The following is a 15,561-nucleotide window of genomic DNA, read 5'->3' as shown; positions in this document are numbered from 1 at the left end:
AAAAAGTAATTTTCAGAACACTTGGATGAAAGGATAGATATTCCAGAATGTCTCCATCGTGAGATTTGAGATTCATCAAGAGGAGCCCATGTCCATTTCCCACCAAGCGCCAGCGTTGAGGGCGTTCATGCCTTGGACATTGGCGTTGCTTGCCGGAGCCGCCTTCGCGCAAACCCCTGGGGATGCCGAGGCCTCCAGGGCCGCTTTGCCGACGCAGTTGCAGTACTCGTCGGCCATGAGCGACTACCAAGCCTATAAAGATCAGCCGGTGCAGTCCTGGCGGCAGGTCAATGACCGCGTGGGTGCGATCGGTGGCTGGCGCGCCTATGCGAAGGAGGTCCAGACAGGCGTGCCCGCGTCCGCCCAGGATGCGGCTCCTGCGAAGAACCCGCACACCGGTCATCACGGCGGAGGTAAGCCATGATGCGTTTGCGTGCCACACATGCCAGGCTGGCGTTGTCCGCGCTCGGACTGGCGGTGCTGACGGGCTGCGCCAACGTCAGCCTGGACCAGAACATCGCTCGCGTGAATGACGAAGCGGGCAGCTTCACCGAGGGCCAGCTCGCCTTGGCTCTCACCCAGGACGAGCGCGACCAGCGCGCGCAGGTTGCGCAGAATCTGCTGGCCCAGCCTCTGGGGCAGAAGGAGGCGGTACAGGTGGCGTTGGTGAACAGCCCATCTTTGCAGGCGCTGTTGGCCCAAGGTTGGGCGGAATCCGCCGGTGCCGCGCAAGCGGGCCGGATTGCCAACCCTGTTTTCAGTTTCGAGCGCATGACGGCCGGCCCCGAACTGGAACTGGCTCGTGCGCTTTCCTTTGGCTTGTTGGATTTGCTGGCACTGCCATCGCGGTACGGTGTCGCCAACCGGCTGATGGAGCAGTCCCAGCTGCGTTTGACCAGCGATGTCGTGGATCAGGTCACCCTTGTGCGCCAGGCGTGGGTGCGTGCCGTTGTCGCACAGCAATCGTTCAAGTATGCCAAGCAGGTCTATGCCAGCGCGGAGGCTGGAGCGGAGCTAGCCAAGCGCATGCAAGCCGCGGGAAACTTCAACCGCATCACCCGCGCACGCGAGCAAGCCTTCTATGCCGACGCCGCCACCCGGCTGAGCACGGCCCAGCACCAAGTCACTTCCAGCCGGGAAGAGCTGGTGCGCTTGTTAGGGTTGGATGAAGTGCAGGCGCAGACGCTCAAGCTGCCCGAACGCTTGCCCGATCTGCCCAAACAGCCACTGGACCCGCAGGCGATCGGATCACAGGCTACCCGGGCGCGTCTGGATATACGCCTGGCGCAGTCTGCAATGGATGCGGCCGCCAAGGCACAGGGCTTGAACAGCGTGACCAGTTTCACGGATATCGAGCTCGCCGGGCGGCGCAACACTACGTTCGACAATGCCGAAGGCACCCGCTCCACCGCGCGGGGCTGGGAGATCGCGGTACGTCTGCCCATCTTTGATTGGGGGGGGATACAGCGCGCGTCGATGAACGCCCGCACCCTGGCGGCGGCGAACCAGCTCGAAGCCACGGTGCGCTCCGCAGGCTCCAGCCTGCGCGAAAGCTACTCCGCCTACCGCACCGCGTACGACGTCGCGCGCCACTACCGCGATGAGGTGGTGCCGCTGCGCAAGGTGATCTCGGAAGAGAACCAGCTTCTCTACAACGGCATGCTGATCAGCACATTCGAGTTGCTGGCCGATGCGCGCGATCAGGTCAGCGCCGTTGTCGCAGCCATGGACGCGCAGCAGCAATTCTGGCTGGCCGATGCGGCCTTGCAGGCATCCGTGATCGGACGCCCCACCAGCACCCGCTTATCCGCCACATCCAGTGCGCCCACCGGCGGCGATGCCGGCCATTGATGCAGAGACGATTGCAATGACATCCAGAAGAGATTTTTTCAAGTTCGCCGGGATTGCCGGTGGGGCCGTGGCGGCCAGTTCGGTCAGCCGCGTGGCCATGGCGGCCCTGCCCGAACCGGTCATTCAGTCCAGCCCGAACACGATGGCTCCGCTCGTGCCCAATTCCGGTCGGCCCTATAACCCTGTGGTGACGCTCAACGGCTGGACCCTGCCGTGGCGCATGAACCAGGGCGTCAAGGAGTTCCACCTGGTGGCCGAGCCGGTGGTCCGTGAGATGGCGCCTGGCATGAAAGCCCACCTGTGGGGCTACAACGGCCAGAGCCCCGGCCCCACGATAGAGGTGGTGGAGGGTGACCGCGTGCGCATCTTCGTCACCAACAAACTCCCTGAGCACACCAGCATCCACTGGCATGGGCAGCGCCTGCCCAGTGGCATGGATGGTGTTGCCGGCTTGACGCAGCCTGCCATCCAGCCGGGCGACACCTTTGTCTATGAGTTCGTAGCGCGCCGGCCCGGCACTTTCATGTACCACCCGCATGCGGACGAGATGGTGCAGATGGCCATGGGCATGATGGGTTTCTGGGTCACGCACCCGAAAGCCAGGCACCCCCTGATCGACGAAGTGCAGCGGGATTTCTGTTTCCTGCTGAGTAGCTACGACATCGAGCCGGGGGCAGCGACGCCCAAGGTCGCGGAAATGACCAACTTCAATATGTGGACATGGAACAGCCGCATCTTTCCGGGCATCGATTCCTTGAATGTTCGCCTCCATGACAAGGTCCGCATCCGCGTCGGCAACCTCACCATGACCAATCATCCGATGCACGTGCACGGACACGAGTTCGTTGTCACGGGCACCGATGGCGGCCCCACGCCCAAAAGCGCACGCTGGCCCGAGGTGACTGCCGATGTGGCCGTGGGCCAGATGCGCCAGATCGAGTTCGTGGCCGACGAGGAGGGCGATTGGGCCTTCCACTGCCACAAGAGCCATCACACCATGAACGCCATGGGGCACGACATTCCCACGCTCATCGGTGTGGACCACAGCGGCCTGGCCAGGAAGATCAACAACCTCATCCCGGACTACATGGTCATGGGCGAACGTGGCATGGCGGACATGGCCGAGATGGAAATGCCCATCCCGGACAACACCATCCCCATGATGACTGGCCAGGGACCGTTCGGTTCGGTGGAAATGGGGGGCATGTTCAGCGTGCTCAAGGTGCGCCGTGACCAGAAGCCCGGCGACTACAAAGACCCGGGTTGGTTCAAACACCCCGACGGCACTGTGGCGCGAAAGTACACGGGCCCCATCGCTGAGCCTGCACGCTTCAGTGCCGAAGGCGGGCAGTCCATGCCGCGTGTTCGCAAGCCTGCAGTACCGACCGAAGTCAACGTACGCAAGCCGACATCGCATGGCGAGCATTGAGTTTGTCTTTCGTTTCTGATTTGGAGTTGATTCATGAAATTCACCTGGTCCCATGCCTTCCGATTCTTCGCAATGGTTGCGTTTGCCGCTTCGGGGGCCGCCTTCGCCAGCGGCAGCCATACGGGAGGCCATGGCCATGATGGGGATGAGACGGCCATCGGCAAGCCCGGTTTGACCGCCAAGGTCCGCCGCACGATCACGATCGAGATGCGCGACAACATGCGCTACACGCCGTCGAAAATCCAGGTCAAACAGGGCGAGACCGTGCGGTTCATCGTCAAGAACGCCGGACAGGTCAAGCACGAAGTCAGCCTGGGCACCGAGAAGGAGCTGCTGGAGCACCTGGAGCAGATGAAGAAATTCCCCGACATGGAACATGACGAACCGAGCAAGGTCACGTTGCAGCCCGGCAAGCGGGGGGAGATAGTGTGGCAGTTCACCAAAGCCGGCACCGTGAACTTTGCCTGCCTGATGCCCGGCCACTACGAAGCGGGCATGAAGGGCGCCATCCAGGTGGGCCGCAAGTGATGGCCTGAAACCAGCGTGCCAGCCCATAGACAGATCTATCCAGTCATACAGAGGACACCATGAGCACCACCAAAAAATTTTTTGCCACCTCCGCCCTTGCCATGGGCATAGCCATGCCCGTCAGCAGTTTTGCCCAAGCGACGATGGATCACGGCAAGATGGCGATGTCCCACGCATCGGACTTCATGACCGACGGCGAGGTCAAGAAGGTCGATCCGGACACCGGCAAGGTCACCCTCAAACATGGGGAGATCAAGAACCTGGACATGCCCGGCATGACCATGGTCTTCACGGTCCGCGACAAGGGCCAGCTTGCCAAGCTCAAGCCCGGTGACAAGGTGCAATTCGTGGTCATCCAGGAGGGCGGGAAGATGGTCATCACCGACATCCAGCCCGTGCGCTGAGCAAAGAAGCAACCACGCCGTGCCGCCGGACGCTGCAACCCCAGCCAACTCTCACAGCAGGAAGGAAGCATCATGATTCACATTCGCCACTCTCTGATCGGCCTCTGCATCGCCGCCGCCTCCGCAGGCGTATTGGCACAAGGCGCTGACGAGCACAAGGAGCACCATCCGGTGGACGCTGCCGCCCCTGCGGCAACCGTGGCGCCAGCACCCGCCGCAGCACTGCCATCGCCGGGCCGGGCCATGGGCTCGGGTGACATGGCCGCCATGGACCGGCAAATGCAGGCCATGCAGGCCATGCACGAGAAGATGGCCGCCGCCAAGACGCCCCAGGAGCGCCAGGCATTGATGGCTGAGCACATGACGACCATGCAGGACGGGATGCGCATGATGGAGTCGATGCAAGGGCAGATGGCATCGGGCCAGCCATCCACCGGCATGGCGAACATGCAATGCGATCCACGGATGATGGACAAGCGCATGTCCATGATGGAGTCGATGATGCAGATGATGATGGATCGCATGCCGACCACGCCAACCCAGTAACGCATCCACTGGATTGGGGGGACACCATGAAGCATCAGTCTGGCCTCGTGCGGGAGAGCGGGGAACTGGCGCAGGGCAGCGCTCCTTTGTTGATGGCCTTGAGGTATGCGGGCTACCCCGCGAAGCTGGCCACAGATGCGCCCACTCCCGTTGCCACCTCGCAGCCCAAAGCCTCGGGTTGCCACAACGGCGGAGCGGGGGGCTGCGGTTGCCGATAACGGCCACTGCCTTCATTTCCGATCAACTGGGCGGGCGCGTCCGCGCCCCATACCTTGTGCGAGCAACTCTGAAGGAGCAACGCCATGGATCAGCCTGACCACAACGCCCATACGCCATCGTTTTGGCGCCGCCCAGCCGGTATGGCGCTGGCAACGGCTGCCTTGATCGCCGGTTTTTACCTGCTGCGAGAGCACTGGGGCCATGTTCTGGGTTATTGGCCCTACCTGCTGCTGCTCGCCTGCCCACTCATGCACCTGATGCACGGCCATGGTAGGCATGGCAACCATGCGCAGCCGTCCCGGCGCACCCACAACGACCAGGAATAAGCAATGGACATGCATGCACACCACCATCACGGCAGCCACCCCCTTGCCGAGCCAGCCTCGCCAACGGATCTGAAGGATCCGGTGTGCGGCATGACCGTTACGGAGCAGTCTGAACACCATTCGACGCATGAAGGCCGGCCCTACTATTTCTGTAGCGCCAAGTGCCAAGGCAAGTTCGCGGCGAACCCACTGCAGTACCTTGTATCTGCAGCGCCCGCGGACACCGCGCCAGAGCCGGCCGGCACCATCTATACCTGCCCCATGCACCCCGAGGTGCGGCAGGATCATCCCGGCAATTGCCCCAAATGCGGCATGACGCTGGAACCCATCATTCCCCTGGACGAGGAAGACAACCATGAGTTGAAGGATTTTCAGCGGCGCTTCTGGTGGACACTGCCCTTCACGTTCATCGTCACCGTTCTTGCAATGTTCGGCCATCGCCTGGGATGGTTTGACCTGAAAGTGCAAACCTGGCTTGAACTGGCGCTGTCCTTGCCTGTCGTTTTGTGGACTGGCTGGCCATTCTTTGTACGCGGCTGGCAATCCCTCGTCCTGCGCAGACCCAACATGTGGACCTTGATTGGTCTGGGTACGGGCGCGGCCTTTCTCTATAGCCTGGTGGCCACGGTGGCACCGGGCTTGTTCCCGGATTCGTTCGTCTCCATGGGGCGTGTGGCTGTGTACTATGAGGCGGCCGTGGTCATCATCTCGCTGACCATGCTGGGCCAGATCATCGAGTTGAAGGCCCGTTCGCAAACCTCTGCGGCGATCAAGGCGCTGCTCGGTTTGGCGCCCAAGACGGCACGCCGCATCAATGCGGACGGCAGCGAAGAAGACGTACCTCTGAACCATGTGCACGTCGGAGACCTGCTGCGCATTCGCCCCGGCGAGAAAGTGCCGGTCGATGGCATCGTGACCGAGGGCCGCAGCGCTGTCGATGAGTCCATGCTGACTGGTGAGCCTGTGCCGGTGACTAAACGCGTTGGTGACAATGTCATTGGTGCCACGATGAACACCAGTGGGGCCTTGGTGATGCGCTCCGAGAAAGTCGGCGCGGCCACCATGCTGTCGCAGATTGTTCAGATGGTGGCCAATGCACAGCGCTCGAAGGCGCCCATGCAGCGCATGGCGGATGTGGTCGCCGGGAAATTTGTTCTCGTGGTGGTGCTCATCGCCATTGCCACCTTCTTTGTCTGGGGTTTGTTCGGTCCGGAACCTCGTTGGGTGTTTGGTTTGATCAACGCAGTGGCCGTGCTGATCATCGCCTGCCCCTGTGCGCTGGGGCTGGCCACGCCCATGTCGGTGATGGTTGCCACGGGTCGGGCAGCAACGCAAGGTGTGCTGTTCCGGGATGCGGGTGCCATCGAAAAAATGCGCGAGGTGGATACGCTGATTGTGGACAAGACCGGCACGCTCACCGAAGGCAAACCCGCCTTTGACACCGCAGTCGGTGCCGCCGGCTATACGGCGGACGAAGTATTGCGCCTGGCCGCCAGCCTGGACCAAGGCAGCGAACATCCTTTGGCAGAGGCCATCGTCAGCGCCGCACGCGCCAAAGGCCTGGAACTGGTCAAGCCGGTGGATTTCGAATCAGGCAGCGGAATCGGCGTGCGAGGCCTCGTCGATGGCAAGCGCCTGGTGCTGGGAAACACCGCGTTGATGGCGCAGGAGGGCGTGGCGACGGATGCGCTCAAAACCGACGCTGAGCGCCTGCGCAGTGAAGGCGCCAGCGTGATGCATCTCGCCGTGGACAGACAACTGGCGGGCATCCTGGCCGTGACCGACCCCATCAAGGCCACCACGCTGGAGGCGATCAAAGCTTTGCACGCCAGCGGCTTGCGCATCGTGATGGCGACGGGAGACGGCCTGACCACGGCCAAGGCCGTGGGGGCCAAACTTGGCATCGACGAGGTGCATGGCGAAGTCAAGCCCGTCGACAAGCTTGCGCTGGTGGAACGGCTCCAGAAAGAGGGCCATATTGTTGCCATGGCCGGCGATGGCATCAACGATGCACCTGCGTTGGCCAAGGCCGATGTCGGCGTGGCCATGGGCACCGGGACAGATGTGGCCATGAACAGCGGCCAGGTCACGCTGGTGAAAGGCGACTTGCGCGGAATCACTGCGGCGCGTGACATCTCCACTGACACCGTCCGCAACATGCGCCAGAACCTGCTGTTCGCCTTCGTTTACAACGGCATTGGGGTGCCGATTGCGGCAGGTGTTCTGTACCCGTTCACGGGGTGGTTGTTGTCCCCGCTGATCGCGGCGCTGGCCATGAGCATGAGCTCGGTGTCGGTGATTGGAAATGCGCTGCGTTTGCGCCGCGGCAAGAAATGATGCCGTAGTCCGGAGGAATGATGAAAACCCCCACGCCACCACCAAAACCTCAGGCCTCTCCAAGCGCCAGGCCGCGAAGGGGGAAAGCAGCGATACAAAGGAAGCAACGCTTGGTGGAGGATCTGCAACCCCCCGCAAGCCAAGCTTCCAGGCGCAACATGCGCAGTGCAGGCGCCGATATCGACGAAGGATGCGACAGGGCATGCGCTTTCTGCTCACGGGACTCACTGTTCTGGGGGCGACCCTGCTTGCACGTGCCTTGTTGCTCCATCCCGGCAACAGCAAAGTGCTTGTTGCCATCAGCGAAGGCCTGTTGATTGTTGGCTGGGTGGCGATGTGGCGCCCGATCGAGGTACTCCTGTTCGAGCGTGTGGAAAACCACCAGAACATGGCGCTGTTTGATCGTCTTTCCCGAATCGACGTGGAGTTCGCCCTTGACGCGACCGCGTTTGGCACAGGGGAGAATAGTGGCGAGACCAGTGACTTGCGGACACCGGCCTTGTTGCCTTGACGGGTGCTCCTGTCCGTTGGTGGAACAACCCATCGGGCCCTCACGCGCCAATGTTCATCATGGGCCCCTAGGCCCCGTCCCAGAAGTTCCTGACAGCAATGTAATTTTTGAAACACCTTTCCGTTAGCCGTCGGCTCACACAATACACAACGTGCATTCGCACAAGGCGGGCGGATTCAGATTGGAAGCGCAACATCCTGGATTTCAGTGAGCGAGGGTAGGGTGCTGCATGAGGAAATCATGCTGAATGCAGATTGGACCGAAGTGGTGGATCAGTTGAATGTCGATTGGCGTTCCCCTTGTGGGGCGGTCGTGATGCCTGGCGTGCGAAAGATGCTGCAGGGGGCTACGCAGGTCATCCACGGAGAGCGTCGATGAATGGCTACGAACTACCACCTGACGCTTCAGGCCTGGTCGCAGCGCTTGCTGTCGGTCTGGTGATTGGCCTGGAACGCGGCTGGCACGACCGCGAATTGCCGGAGGAAGGGCGGGTTGCCGGTCTGCGCACTTTTGCCCTGACCGGACTGCTCGGTGGTGTGCTTGGGCATCTACAGCCAGTTTTCGGCGCCTGGCCTTTGTTGGGTTCTCGGCTACCTGGGCGCGATGGTGTGCGCAGCGGTCGTATTGGCGTTGAGCGGGACGCTTTCGTAAGTTTCCACCGGCCACGTTTTCAGAATTCTTGTGTTTGAACAATAGGGATCACCGCTATGGAAAAGTCATTTCATCGTTTCTCTGAACTGTTTGCCCAGCTCGGCCTGCGCACGGACGAGGCCGGCATTGGGGCGTTCCTGAAGGCGCACTCGCCACTTCCGACCGATGTGCTGCTGGCCGATGCGCCGTTCTGGACGCCAGCGCAGGCGACGCTGTTGCGCGAAGAACTTCTGGACGATGCGGACTGGGCCGAAGTCATTGACCGATTGAATGCTGCCCTGCGTGCACCCAGGGGGCGGTCATGATGCCTATGAGGAATCGCCTGTCCTTGGGGGTGGTGCTGGTGTCTCTTGTGCTGAGCCCGATGGCTTACGCGCAAGAGGCCAAGCTGGGGTCGAGTGTCGAGGGGTTGCTGCAAGCGGCCAGGGAGCGAAACCCGGAAATCGCCAGTATGCGTTTTGATGCGGATGCGGCAGCAGAGCGCGTCGTGCCTGCGGGCGCCTTGCCGGACCCCAAATTCCGAACCGAATTGCGTGACATCACGCGCATGGGGGCACAAAACCCCACCCTGTTGCCGGGGCGCGTCGGAAGTACCCGCTACCTGCTGATGCAGGATCTGCCCTGGATGGGCAAACGCGGTCTGAAGCGCGAGGTGGCTCAGTCGCAAGCAGAAGCCGCGAGAAGCCGTGCAGCAGGCGCCTGGGTTGAACTGGCTGGCAAGATCAAGACAACGTATGCCGAGCTCTATTACCTGGATCAGAACGAACGCTTGTCGCGCGAAATATTGGACCTGATGGCGCGGCTGGAAAAGGTTGCCCAGGTCCGCTACGCGGGCGGGCTTGCTGCGCAACAGGACGTGATCCGTGCGCAGGTGGAGCAGTCCACCATGCGCAACGAACTGATTGCACTGGACGCTGAGCGCCGCCAGCTCCAGGCCCGACTGAATGCGCTCGTGGGGCGTCCGACCTCGGAGTCTTTGGCGGCACCCGAGCAGATCCGTCCACTGCCGTCGCTGGAGCAAGTCAGCTTCGCGGCCCTGGAGGTGCGCGCCCGGATGAACAATCCGCTGCTGCGCACGGAAGAGTCCCAGATCCGGGTTGCCGAGAAGAACCGGGAGTTGACCCTCAAGAACCGTTACCCCGACTTCAACGTCGGCATCTCTCCGATTCAGTACCGGGGATCGCTCAAAGAGTGGGAATTGATGGTCGAGGTGAACATTCCCCTGCAGCAAGACACGCTGCGCGCCCAGGAGCGGGAGTCCGAGGCCATGTTGGCCGCTGCGCGCTCACGCCAGGAAGTCGTCATGAACCAAGTCTTGGCAGACCTTTACGCCAACGTGGCAGGTTTCGAGTCTGCCCGGCGTTCGCTGGCGTTGACGACGGACAGCCTCTTGCCGCAATCCGAGTTGACCTTCCGCTCGGCGCTGGCCGGATACCAGACGGGCAAGGTGGATTTTGCAACCTTGCTGGATGCGCAGCGCCAAATTCGCCAAACCAAATTGAATCAGATCAAAGCCGCAGTAGACGCACAGAAGCGGCTGGCCAGCATTGAAAGCATCGTAGGGGAAGAACAATGACAACAGGGTTCAAGGCAGGCGTACTCTTGGCTATCGTCGCCGCGGGGTTGGCGGCGGGCGGTGGCTATTGGATGGGGCAGCGCCAATCCGAAGTCCGCAGTGGTGAGCAGACTGCGTCGCCGGGCGCTTCTGATGTTTCCGCCAAGAAGGAGCGCAGGGTACTTTTCTACCGTAACCCGATGGGGCTGCCCGACACATCTCCCACACCGAAAAAAGATCCGATGGGGATGGATTACATCCCGGTCTACGAGGGAGAGCAGGAAGAAGCACAAACCGATTCCAACCAGATTCGCATCAGTACCGAAAAGATTCAGAAACTCGGCGTGCGAACTGAGGCGGTAAGTCGGCGTTCACTGGACAAGGTGGTGCGGTCTGCCGGACGCATCGAACCAGACGAGCGCCAGACCTTCACCATCGCTGCCAAATTTGAGGGCTACGTCGAGCGTCTGCATGCCAACGTCACAGGACAGGCTGTGAGCAAGGGGCAGCCGCTGTTCGAGGTCTATAGTCCCGAACTGGTGTCCGCTCAGCGCGAGTACGCCATCGCAGCCCAGGGCGTCGATGCGTTGAAGGATGCCTCGGGTGAGGCACAGCGTGGCATGCGTGAGCTGGCCGACTCCAGCCTGGCGCGGCTTCGCAATTGGGACATTGCGGACGAGCAAGTCAAGGCCTTGGCCAAATCCGGAGAATCCCGCCGCACGCTGACATTCCGCTCCCCAGTGGCTGGGATCATCACCGACAAGAAGGCCGTCCAAGGCATGCGTTTCATGCCGGGTGAAATGCTCTACCAGGTGGCAAATCTGTCCTCGGTCTGGGCCATCGCGGATGTCTTCGAGCAAGACATCGGATTGGTCAAGTTGGGGGGCAAGGCCACGGTGCAGATCAACGCCTACCCAGACAAGGTGTTCCAGGGGACGGTCAGCTATGTGTACCCCACCCTGAAGCCTGAAACCAGAACGGTGCAGGTGCGCGTCGATTTGTCGAACACGGGTGGCTTGCTCAAGCCAGGCATGTTTGCCCAGGTGGAACTTCCGACCGCCAGCAAGGGCACTGTTTTGACAGTGCCGACTTCGGCCGTGATTGACAGCGGCACGCGCCAGATCGTCCTGGTGCAGCTCAAGGAAGGCCGATTCGAACCCCGCGATGTCAAAGTGGGCGCACGCAGCGACGACCGCATTGAAGTCATCGAAGGGGTACGCGAGGGAGAGCAGGTGGTAATCGCTGCCAATTTCCTGATCGATGCAGAAAGCAACCTCAAGGCGGCCTTGGGGGGCTTTGGGCACTCCTCGCCTGGAACCAAGCCGGACGCACAAGGCACCCCAGATGCGGGCAAGCCTGCTGCCTCCGTCGGGCATCAGGGTGAAGGCAAGGTGGAGGAGTTGGACGTTAAGGCCGGCATGGTCACCATTGCCCATGGCCCCATACCTACCCTCAAATGGCCCGCGATGTCGATGGAGTTCAAGGTCTCCAACAACGGGTTGCTGGCGGGCATGAAGCCTGGCGCATTGGTCGCCTTCGAATTTGTGGAGCGTGGGCAGGGCGAATGGGTGATCACCTCCGTGAAACCCGTGGGCAACGCGGCGGCCAATGCGCACACCGGCCATAACTGACCGTCAGGGAACACCATGCTCGCGAAGATCATTGACTGGTCGGGAAACAACCGCTTCCTGGTTCTGCTGGCCACCCTGTTTGTCATTGCCGGGGGGGTGTTCGCGGCACTGCGAACACCGCTGGACGCGCTGCCGGACTTGTCCGACGTGCAGGTCATCGTCTACACCGAATACCCTGGACAAGCGCCCCAGGTGGTCGAGGACCAGGTCACCTATCCGTTGACCACATCCATGCTGTCGGTACCCAAGTCCAAAGTGGTGCGAGGTTTTTCGTACTTTGGAGCGTCTTTCGTTTACATCATCTTTGAGGATGGCACAGACATCTATTGGGCACGTTCGCGCGTGCTGGAATACCTCAACTTCGCATCCAGCCGGATGCCCAAGGGTGTCACGCCGCAAATCGGCCCTGACGCCACCGGCGTGGGTTGGGTCTACCAGTACGCGTTGCTTGCCAAGGACAAAACGCTGGCCGAGTTGCGCACATTGCAAGATTGGTACCTGCGCTATCAGCTGACCAAGGCACATGGCGTTGCCGAGGTGGCATCCATTGGTGGTTTTGTCCAAACCTACCAAGTCACCGTCGATCCGGTGAAGCTTCGGGCCTACGGCATTCCGTTGGCCAAGGTATCACAGGTTATTCGGGATTCCAATCGTGACGTCGGCGGCCGCGTCGTTGAGATGGCCGAGACGGAATACATGGTGCGCGGCAAAGGCTATTTGCGTGGCGTAGCGGACATTGAGCATCTGGTCGTGAAAGCCGAAAAGGGCACGCCCGTATTGATTCGAGACATTGCCCGCGTCGAAATCGCTCCCGACGAACGACGCGGTCTTACCGAACTCAATGGGGAGGGGGAGGTGGTCTCTGGCATCGCCATGGCCCGCTATGGCCAGAACGCCCTGGAGGTCATTCATAACCTGAAGGAGAAGATCGCCGAAGTTTCGGCAGGGTTGCCACAAGGGGTCAGTATCCAGGCGGTGTACGACCGATCCGATCTGATTCATCGGGCCATCGATTCGCTCAAGCGAACGCTGCTGGAGGAAAGCCTGATCGTTGCCTTGGTCTGCATGGTTTTTTTGATGCACATTCGATCAGCCCTCGTGGCTATCTTGATGTTGCCCGTGGGGGTGCTGATCTCCTTCATCGCGATGCGCTTGTTGGGCATGAATTCCAACCTGATGAGCCTGGGCGGTATCGCAATTGCGATCGGTGCCATGGTGGATGCGGCCATCGTCATGATCGAGAACGCCCATAAGCACTTGGAGAGACTCCCGCCCGAGCACGATGGCAAGCAGCGAGCGCAAGCCATGATCACCGCCTGCAAGGAGGTCGGCCCGGCACTGTTCTTCTCGCTGCTCATCATCACCGTGTCGTTTCTGCCCGTGTTCACGCTGGAATCACAGGAAGGACGCATGTTCTCGCCGCTGGCCTTCACCAAGACCTTCTCGATGGCGGGTGCGGCGCTGCTGTCGGTGACGCTGGTACCGGTGCTCATGGTGATCTTCATTCGCGGGCGCATCATGCCGGAGTCACGTAACCCGGTGAACCGGTTCTTGATCTGGGCCTACCGACCCATCATCGCCGGTGTGATGCGCTGGAAGAAGGTGACCATTGCTCTTGCCCTGATCGTGCTGGGGGTGTCGTTCTATCCGGCCAGCAAGCTAGGGTCAGAGTTTATGCCCACACTCAATGAAGGCTCCTTGCTCTACATGCCCGCTTCGCTGCCCGGAATGTCGATCACCAAAGCCGCCGAGTTGCTGCAGACGCAAAACAAGATCATCAAAAGCTTTCCGGAGGTGGAATCGGTCTACGGCAAGGCAGGGCGAGCCAACACGGCCACCGACCCCGCACCAACGGAAATGTTCGAGACGGTCATCAATCTCAAGCCTGAGTCAGCCTGGCGATCTGGCATGACCACCGACAAATTGATCGCCGAGATGGACAAGGCACTGCAGTTTCCGGGTGTCTCCAATGCCTGGACCATGCCCATCAAGGCGCGCATCGACATGCTGTCCACCGGTATCCGAACGCCCATTGGCATCAAGGTCTTCGGCAAGGACCTGAACGAAATGGAACGCCTGGCGCGGGAGATCGAGACCGTAGTGAAAGCGGTGCCCGGCACCACCTCGGCATTCGCGGAGCGGATCACAGGCGGTTTCTACCTGAACATCGAGCCTGACCGCACGCAGCTGGCACGCTACGGGCTGGCGGTGGGTGATCTGCAGGAAGTCATTGGTACGGCGCTCGGCGGGGACATGGTGACTACCACGGTGGAAGGGCGAGAGCGTTTTGGCGTGACGGTTCGCTACCCGCGCGGACTGCGGTCTGATCCGCAGCAGATCGCTCGCGAGGTCCTGGTGCCGACCATGGATGGAGCCATGGTGCCGCTGGGCCAGATCGCGCGCGTGGAGGTGGCCAAGGGCGCACCGGGCATCCGCACCGAAAATGGATTGCTGTCAGCCTACATCTTTGTGGACATCAGAGAGCGTGACGTCGGTGGCTACGTCGCCGAGGCGCGCAAAGCAGTGAACGAGCAGGTCAAGTTCCCGCCCGGCTACTACGCCACATGGAGCGGTCAGTTCGAGTCCATGGAGCGCGCGGTGCAGAAAATGAAGGTGGTTATCCCGGTCACCTTGCTGATCATCTTCCTGCTCCTGTACCTGAACTTCAAGCGGCTGACCGAAACCTTGATCGTCATGTTGTCGGTGCCGTTTGCCTTGGTGGGCGGTATCTGGCTCATGTGGTGGCTGGGCTACAACATGTCGGTGGCCGTCGCGGTGGGCTTCATCGCATTGGCTGGGGTGGCGGCTGAGACGGGTGTCATCATGCTGATCTATCTCGACCATGCTTGGGAAGAGATTCAGACCCGGCGGCGTGCTGAAAACAAGGTGCCTGGCGTGGCAGATCTCTATGAGGCCATCATGGAAGGCGCAGTCGAACGGGTTCGTCCCAAGATGATGACAGTCGTTGCCATCATGGCGGGCCTGCTGCCCATCATGTGGGGGACTGGCACCGGCTCGGAAGTGATGAGCCGCATTGCCGCACCGATGGTCGGTGGCATGATTTCCTCGACCGTACTGACGCTGGCCGTGATTCCTGCGCTTTACGCGCTCGTCAAGCAAGTTGAACTTCGAAGAAGGCGAGCTTGATGCGATTGGCCTCGCATGCACAAGGACGCCACCACCCAGCGGGCCTGGGCGCACTGGCAGGAGAACCGCGAGGGTGAAACGGTGAGCCGACCGATCAGCTACCAGGAGTTGGTCAAGCGCACGGGGATGGAGTTTTTGCCAAGAATTGCACTGCCGCATTGAGTCGCAGCAAGGGCTGTGTCAGCGGTGGCGTTATAAATCAGGCTTTCCACCCTCTACACCGTGAGTATTCATGAACCGCGCAGAACTCGTTGAAATCCTGGCTTCCAAGAATGATCTGTCCAAGGCAGCTGCCAATGCTGTTTTGGAAACGCTGATCGAGACCATCCAGACCGCCGTCAAGAAAGGTTGACCTTGCCCCTGAACAGTGGAGTTCTTGGCCTTGTTGAAAATACCGACAAGGAGTCAAGAGATGACGGCAAAGCA

14 protein-coding genes and 2 pseudogenes are annotated in these 15,561 nt (G+C 61.0%); all 16 read left to right on the top strand.

The genetic code is table 11. From position 1 onward, the window contains the following. Positions 1–88: 88 nt before the first annotated feature. Entirely contained in the window at positions 89–424 is a 336-nt protein-coding gene (locus AC1Q5S_RS16435; RefSeq protein ID WP_492239090.1) for a hypothetical protein, read from the top strand. Continuing rightward, a complete protein-coding gene (locus AC1Q5S_RS16430; protein WP_492239088.1) occupies positions 421–1,851 on the top strand; it encodes a TolC family protein in 1,431 nt (476 codons plus the stop codon). Before AC1Q5S_RS16435 ends, AC1Q5S_RS16430 begins: the two co-directional genes overlap by 4 nt. Before the next feature lie 16 nt (positions 1,852–1,867). Next, entirely contained in the window at positions 1,868–3,280 is a 1,413-nt protein-coding gene (locus tag AC1Q5S_RS16425) for a multicopper oxidase family protein (RefSeq protein ID WP_492239086.1), read from the top strand. 33 nt (positions 3,281–3,313) lie between these two features. Beyond that, positions 3,314–3,808, top strand: coding sequence for a cupredoxin domain-containing protein (locus AC1Q5S_RS16420; protein ID WP_303833698.1), 495 nt, complete (start codon positions 3,314–3,316; stop codon positions 3,806–3,808). A 59-nt stretch (positions 3,809–3,867) separates the two neighbouring features. Then, on the top strand, positions 3,868–4,212 hold the full coding sequence (locus AC1Q5S_RS16415) for a copper-binding protein (protein ID WP_492239083.1): 345 nt from the start codon (positions 3,868–3,870) through the stop codon (positions 4,210–4,212). Positions 4,213–4,284: 72 nt separating this feature from the next. After that, positions 4,285–4,758 carry a hypothetical protein gene (locus tag AC1Q5S_RS16410; protein ID WP_492239082.1) on the top strand — a complete coding sequence of 158 codons (474 nt, stop codon included), beginning with the start codon at positions 4,285–4,287 and terminating at the stop codon, positions 4,756–4,758. Positions 4,759–5,060: 302 nt separating this feature from the next. Next, a complete protein-coding gene (locus tag AC1Q5S_RS16405) occupies positions 5,061–5,303 on the top strand; it encodes a DUF2933 domain-containing protein (RefSeq protein ID WP_422205478.1) in 243 nt (80 codons plus the stop codon). Positions 5,304–5,306: 3 nt separating this feature from the next. Next, the gene (locus AC1Q5S_RS16400; RefSeq protein WP_492239080.1) at positions 5,307–7,640 is read left to right on the top strand and encodes a heavy metal translocating P-type ATPase; all 2,334 of its coding nucleotides are present in this window, start codon (positions 5,307–5,309) and stop codon (positions 7,638–7,640) included. Positions 7,641–7,842: 202 nt separating this feature from the next. Continuing rightward, complete coding sequence (locus tag AC1Q5S_RS16395; RefSeq protein WP_303833694.1) at positions 7,843–8,151, top strand: hypothetical protein; 309 nt, start codon at positions 7,843–7,845, stop codon at positions 8,149–8,151. 374 nt (positions 8,152–8,525) lie between these two features. Next, positions 8,526–8,744, top strand: a pseudogene (locus AC1Q5S_RS16390) (MgtC/SapB family protein); the annotation flags it as partial. Positions 8,745–8,858: 114 nt separating this feature from the next. Next, complete coding sequence (locus AC1Q5S_RS16385; protein ID WP_303833693.1) at positions 8,859–9,107, top strand: DUF2789 domain-containing protein; 249 nt, start codon at positions 8,859–8,861, stop codon at positions 9,105–9,107. Continuing rightward, positions 9,104–10,378 carry a TolC family protein gene (locus AC1Q5S_RS16380; protein WP_422205473.1) on the top strand — a complete coding sequence of 425 codons (1,275 nt, stop codon included), beginning with the start codon at positions 9,104–9,106 and terminating at the stop codon, positions 10,376–10,378. Before AC1Q5S_RS16385 ends, AC1Q5S_RS16380 begins: the two co-directional genes overlap by 4 nt. Then, complete coding sequence (locus AC1Q5S_RS16375; protein ID WP_422205471.1) at positions 10,375–11,988, top strand: efflux RND transporter periplasmic adaptor subunit; 1,614 nt, start codon at positions 10,375–10,377, stop codon at positions 11,986–11,988. The genes AC1Q5S_RS16380 and AC1Q5S_RS16375 overlap by 4 nt, the downstream gene beginning before the upstream one ends. Positions 11,989–12,003: 15 nt before the next feature. Further along, entirely contained in the window at positions 12,004–15,135 is a 3,132-nt protein-coding gene (locus AC1Q5S_RS16370; RefSeq protein WP_492239078.1) for an efflux RND transporter permease subunit, read from the top strand. A 24-nt stretch (positions 15,136–15,159) separates the two neighbouring features. Beyond that, a pseudogene (locus AC1Q5S_RS16365) lies at positions 15,160–15,297 on the top strand (DNA/RNA non-specific endonuclease); the annotation flags it as partial. Between the two features lie 70 nt (positions 15,298–15,367). Next, positions 15,368–15,487, top strand: a complete 120-nt coding sequence (locus AC1Q5S_RS16360) for an HU family DNA-binding protein (protein WP_492239076.1) — start codon at positions 15,368–15,370, stop codon at positions 15,485–15,487. Positions 15,488–15,561 lie beyond the last annotated feature (74 nt).

Source organism: Acidovorax sp. GW835-FHT14B10 (assembly GCF_058793725.1).
The sequence above is the reverse complement of the archived record's forward strand: the minus strand, read 5'-3'. Positions and strand labels throughout refer to the sequence as shown.

Bases quoted from the DNA above. Each gene is read 5' to 3' on its own strand.
- AC1Q5S_RS16425 (WP_492239086.1), top strand. From the start codon at position 1,868: ATGACATCCAGAAGAGATTTTTTCAAGTTCGCCGGGATTGCCGGTGGG.
- AC1Q5S_RS16395 (WP_303833694.1), top strand. From the start codon at position 7,843: ATGCGCTTTCTGCTCACGGGACTCACTGTTCTGGGGGCGACCCTGCTT.
- AC1Q5S_RS16400 (WP_492239080.1), top strand. From the start codon at position 5,307: ATGGACATGCATGCACACCACCATCACGGCAGCCACCCCCTTGCCGAG.
- AC1Q5S_RS16405 (WP_422205478.1), top strand. From the start codon at position 5,061: ATGGATCAGCCTGACCACAACGCCCATACGCCATCGTTTTGGCGCCGC.
- AC1Q5S_RS16420 (WP_303833698.1), top strand. From the start codon at position 3,314: ATGAAATTCACCTGGTCCCATGCCTTCCGATTCTTCGCAATGGTTGCG.
- AC1Q5S_RS16415 (WP_492239083.1), top strand. From the start codon at position 3,868: ATGAGCACCACCAAAAAATTTTTTGCCACCTCCGCCCTTGCCATGGGC.
- AC1Q5S_RS16375 (WP_422205471.1), top strand. From the start codon at position 10,375: ATGACAACAGGGTTCAAGGCAGGCGTACTCTTGGCTATCGTCGCCGCG.
- AC1Q5S_RS16410 (WP_492239082.1), top strand. From the start codon at position 4,285: ATGATTCACATTCGCCACTCTCTGATCGGCCTCTGCATCGCCGCCGCC.
- AC1Q5S_RS16380 (WP_422205473.1), top strand. From the start codon at position 9,104: ATGATGCCTATGAGGAATCGCCTGTCCTTGGGGGTGGTGCTGGTGTCT.
- AC1Q5S_RS16385 (WP_303833693.1), top strand. From the start codon at position 8,859: ATGGAAAAGTCATTTCATCGTTTCTCTGAACTGTTTGCCCAGCTCGGC.
- AC1Q5S_RS16370 (WP_492239078.1), top strand. From the start codon at position 12,004: ATGCTCGCGAAGATCATTGACTGGTCGGGAAACAACCGCTTCCTGGTT.
- AC1Q5S_RS16435 (WP_492239090.1), top strand. From the start codon at position 89: ATGTCCATTTCCCACCAAGCGCCAGCGTTGAGGGCGTTCATGCCTTGG.
- AC1Q5S_RS16430 (WP_492239088.1), top strand. From the start codon at position 421: ATGATGCGTTTGCGTGCCACACATGCCAGGCTGGCGTTGTCCGCGCTC.
- AC1Q5S_RS16360 (WP_492239076.1), top strand. From the start codon at position 15,368: ATGAACCGCGCAGAACTCGTTGAAATCCTGGCTTCCAAGAATGATCTG.